The organism is Mycobacterium sp. (assembly GCF_049673265.1).
Taxonomy (GTDB): domain Bacteria; phylum Actinomycetota; class Actinomycetes; order Mycobacteriales; family Mycobacteriaceae; genus Mycobacterium.
Map to the genome: position 1 here is coordinate 1 of NZ_JBATXN010000027.1, position 4,105 is coordinate 4,105.

The window sequence follows — 4,105 nt, forward strand, 5'->3', positions numbered from 1 at the left end:
GTGTGGAGCTACGCCCACGTCCCGAACGGCTATACCGGCGATGCGACCGAGGCGATCATCGCCCAGATCGAGCGGTTCGCCCCCGGTTTCCGGGAACGCGTCGTCGGCCACACCGTGCGCTCGACGACCCAGATGGCCACCTACAACCCCAACTTTGTCGGCGGCGATATCATGACCGGCGCCAAGGACATTCGCCAGCTCACGTTCGGTCCACGAATGACGCTGTCGCCGTACAGTATTGGAGTACCGGGCATGTATATCTGCTCGGCAGCCTCCCCACCGGGGCCCGGCGCGCACGGCATGTGCGGCGCCAACGCGGCCAGCGAAGCACTCGCCTACCTCAACCGGTAGCGCGGCTAGAGCAGCCTGGCCTGTTCGGGCTGCGGCTCGGCCGGCTCGAGCAACTCGGGCCCGTTGTTGCGCACGCTGTTGACCAATGTCGAGATCTCGCGCATCTCGATGCCGTGCACATCCGGCGGGGCGGCCAACAATTCGGTGTCGGCGGGGACGTCGGGGTCCAGCCAGCGATCCCAATCGGGTTCGCGAACGATCAACGGCATCCGGTCGTGGATCTCGCCGAGCGCGCCGACCGCATCGGTGGTGATGATCGTGCAGCTCAGCAACGGGCTTGCCTCCTTGGCCGGCTTCCATACCGACCACAAGCCCGCCGCGAACAGCATTTCGCCGTCGGCGCGGTGCAGGTAGAACGGGGTCTTGCGGGTTTTCTTGCCGCTGTCAGTGGCCGGGTTGGCCCGCCATTCGTAGTAGCCGTCCATCGGCACCAGGCAGCGTTTGGATTTGGCGCTCGAGCGAAACGCCGGCGAGGTGGTGACCTTGTCGGCCCGAGCGTTGATCAACTGCGGACCCTTGGGCTCCGGCGCACCGTCAGCTCCTGCCTTGACCCACGGCGGTACCAGCCCCCAGCGCATCAGGCGCACGCGTCGGGTGGGTTCGTCATCGGGTTCGTCGTGACGACGCACGACGGTGGTGATGGTCGTGGTGGGCGCGACGTTGTAGTTCGGGCCGGCCGATTCGGTAGCCCGCGCCTCGTTGATCGCCTGGATCTTTTCGGCCAGCGCCGCTGGATCTGTCGTGACCGCGAATCGTCCACACATACCTCCATAGTGCCCGTAGGCAATGATGGACACGTGAACACCTGGGCTGCCCCGCACACGCAGCAGCCGGTGTGCGCGACGGTGACGGTGCCGGGCTCGAAATCCCAGACCAACCGGGCCTTGGTGCTCTCGGCGCTGGCCGCTGCGAACGGCGGGGTTTCGACGATCAGCGGCGCGTTGCGCAGCCGCGACACCGACCTGATGATCGGCGCGCTGGGCGAGTTGGGCCTGCTGGTCGAGGGGGCAGCAGCAGAGCTGACGGTCAGCGGGAAGATCGCCCCGACGGCCGACGCCCGGATCGACTGCGGGCTGGCCGGCACGGTGTTGCGCTTCGTCCCGCCGGTGGCGGCGCTGGGAGCCGTCGCAGTGACCTTCGATGGCGACGAGCAGGCCCGGGTCCGGCCGATCGCCCCATTGCTCGAAGCGTTGCGCGGCCTGGGCGTCGATATCGACGGCGACGGCTTGCCGTTTCAGGTGCGCGGCGTCGGATCGGTCACCGGCGGGACGGTGAAAATCGATGCCTCGGCGTCGTCGCAGTTTGTCTCCGGCCTATTGCTATCCGGTGCGTCCTTCACCGAAGGCCTGATCGTGCAGCACGTCGGTCCGACGCTGCCCTCGGCACCGCACGTCGCAATGACGGTGGCGATGCTGCGCCAAGCCGGCGTCGACGTCGACGACACCACACCCGACCGTTGGCAGGTGCGACCGGGCGTCGTGGCGGCCCGGCACTGGCATATCGAACCGGACCTGTCCAACGCCGTCCCATTTATTGCCGCGGCCGTCGTCAGCGCAGGCACGGTGCGCATCACCGACTGGCCGGCGCACAGCATCCAACCCGCCGAGACGATTCTGAGCATCCTGAGGCAGCTGAATTCTGTTGTGAAGCAGTCTGATTCGTACCTCGAGGTGCAGGGTCCGCAATCCTACGGCGGCTTCGATGTGAATCTGCGCGACGTCGGTGAGCTCACCCCGGCAGTGGCAGTGCTCGCAGCGCTGGCCACCCCGGGCTCGGTGTCACGGCTGTCCGGCATCGCGCATTTGCGCGGCCACGAAACCGACCGCCTGGCGGCGCTGAGCACCGAAATCAACCGGCTGGGCGGCAATTGCTCGGAAACCGCAGATGGCCTGGAGATCACAGCAACACCACTGCGGCAAGGGATTTGGCGGTCGTATGCCGATCATCGGATGGCGACGGCCGGCGCGATCGTCGGGCTCCGGGTCGCCGGCGTCGAGGTCGATGACATCGCCACCACCGCCAAGACGCTGCCGGATTTCCCGCGGCTGTGGACCGACATGATCGGGAAGTCCAGCGGTTGAGGCCGGGCGACTACGACGAGTCCGACGTCAAGATCCGCTCGGGACGGGGTTCGCGACCGCGGACGAAGACCCGCCCCGAGCATGCCGACGCGAAATCGGCCATGGTGGTCAGCGTGGACCGCGGCCGCTGGGGCTGTGTGCTCGACGGCGACCCTGACCGCCGGGTCACCGCTATGCGGGCACGAGAACTGGGCCGCACCCCGATCGTCGTCGGTGATGAGGTCGACGTGGTCGGCGACCTTTCCGGCCGGCCGGATAGCTTAGCCCGCATCGTGCGGCGTGGCCCGCGGCGAACAGTGTTGCGGCGCACCGCCGATGACACCGATTCCACCGAGCGGGTTGTCGTCGCCAACGCCGATCAACTGTTGATCGTAGTGGCGCTGGCCGACCCGCCGCCGCGCACCGGCCTGGTTGATCGGACGCTGATCGCGGCGTATGCCGGCGGGCTGACACCGATCCTGTGCCTGACCAAGAACGACTTGGCGCCGGCCGCCCCGTTCGCCGAGCAATACGCTGACCTCGAACTCAACGTGGTCACGGCCGGCCGCGACGATCCGCTGGACGCCGTCGCCCCGTTGCTGGTCGGGAAAATCACAGTGCTGCTTGGTCATTCCGGGGTGGGCAAGTCGACGTTGGTGAATCGCCTTGTGCCCGAGGCGCATCGAGCAGTCGGCGAGGTGACCGATATCGGCCGGGGCCGGCACACTTCGACGCAATCGGTGGCGCTGCCATTCAATGACACCGGCTGGGTGATCGATACGCCGGGGATCCGCTCGTTCGGGCTGGCCCACATCCAACCCGACGACGTGATCGTCGCGTTCTCCGATCTGGCCGAAGCCATCGAGAACTGCCCGCGCGGCTGCGGACACATGGGTCCACCCGCGGATCCCGAGTGTGCCCTGGACGCCCTGACCGGCCCGGCCACCCGTCGCGTCGCGGCGGCACGGCGACTGCTGGCCGCGCTGCGCGAGGCCTGAACTTCAGCTTTCGGCCTGCGACCGAACCTGCTCGAGATTGGCCGCCATGTTCTGCTGCCATTCGGCAAGGCGGCGGGAGATGATTCTGGCCTCCTTCTCCGGTTGCGCGAGGATCGCAGGAGTCAGACCCGATGGGCCTGGCCCCATCCGTCCCCACTGCCGAACCAGCACACCATCACTGGCTGGCTCGACCTCGAATCCCCATGTGGCGCTTACCCCTTCGGGTCCGGTGACGTTATATACCCAACGGCGTTCGTTTTCGACTTCGACGATCTCGCAGACCGTCGCCCAGTCACCGAACGCCTCATGCTTGTTGCGACCGCGAAACCGTGCACCGACTTCGACCGCGTTGGCATCGTCAAGCCACTCAACGGCCTGCAGCTCCGACGAACAACGCGCGGGCAGGTTGATGTCGGTCACCAGCTCCCATGCGGTAGATACGTCACACCGAACGCGCTGTGTCACTTCGAGTGTGGGCTGATCGCGGTATCGCACCCTTGTAGCATGCCAGGGATGAAGGTCGGCGCGATGATCGAACCCCGCTTACCGGGCGCGGCGGAGTTCGCAATCGCCGCCGAAAGGATCGGTGTGACGTCGTTGTGGGTTCCCGAAGTCTGGGGCTACGACGCGCTGACCGGGCTGGCCTACCTGGCCGCCAAGACGTCGTCGATCAAACTCGGAACGTTTGTCGTGCAG

5 protein-coding genes and 1 pseudogene are annotated in these 4,105 nt (G+C 66.8%); 4 read left to right on the forward strand and 2 right to left on the reverse strand.

Going from position 1 to position 4,105, the window contains the following annotated elements; genetic code table 11:
* Nucleotides 1-351, forward strand: a pseudogene (locus WBF82_RS00820) (FAD-dependent oxidoreductase); the annotation flags it as partial.
* 5 nt (nucleotides 352-356) lie between these two features.
* Here WBF82_RS00820 and WBF82_RS00825 read toward each other — a convergent pair.
* Nucleotides 357-1,115: an SOS response-associated peptidase gene (locus WBF82_RS00825; RefSeq protein WP_424381214.1), complete on the reverse strand. Its 759-nt coding sequence runs from the start codon at nucleotides 1,113-1,115 to the stop codon at nucleotides 357-359.
* Nucleotides 1,116-1,148: 33 nt separating this feature from the next.
* On the opposite strand from WBF82_RS00825, the gene aroA reads away from it, so the two are divergent.
* Entirely contained in the window at nucleotides 1,149-2,432 is a 1,284-nt protein-coding gene (aroA, locus tag WBF82_RS00830) for a 3-phosphoshikimate 1-carboxyvinyltransferase (protein ID WP_424381211.1), read from the forward strand.
* A complete protein-coding gene (gene rsgA / locus WBF82_RS00835) occupies nucleotides 2,429-3,409 on the forward strand; it encodes a ribosome small subunit-dependent GTPase A (protein WP_424381215.1) in 981 nt (326 codons plus the stop codon). Before aroA ends, rsgA begins: the two co-directional genes overlap by 4 nt.
* A gap of 3 nt (nucleotides 3,410-3,412) precedes the next feature.
* Here the strand turns inward: rsgA and WBF82_RS00840 are convergent, their stop codons facing one another.
* Entirely contained in the window at nucleotides 3,413-3,904 is a 492-nt protein-coding gene (locus WBF82_RS00840) for an SRPBCC family protein (protein WP_424381212.1), read from the reverse strand.
* 9 nt (nucleotides 3,905-3,913) lie between these two features.
* Between WBF82_RS00840 and WBF82_RS00845 the strand changes: the two genes are divergently transcribed.
* On the forward strand, nucleotides 3,914-4,105 hold a 192-nt coding region (locus WBF82_RS00845), incomplete at its 3' end, for an LLM class flavin-dependent oxidoreductase (RefSeq protein ID WP_424381213.1).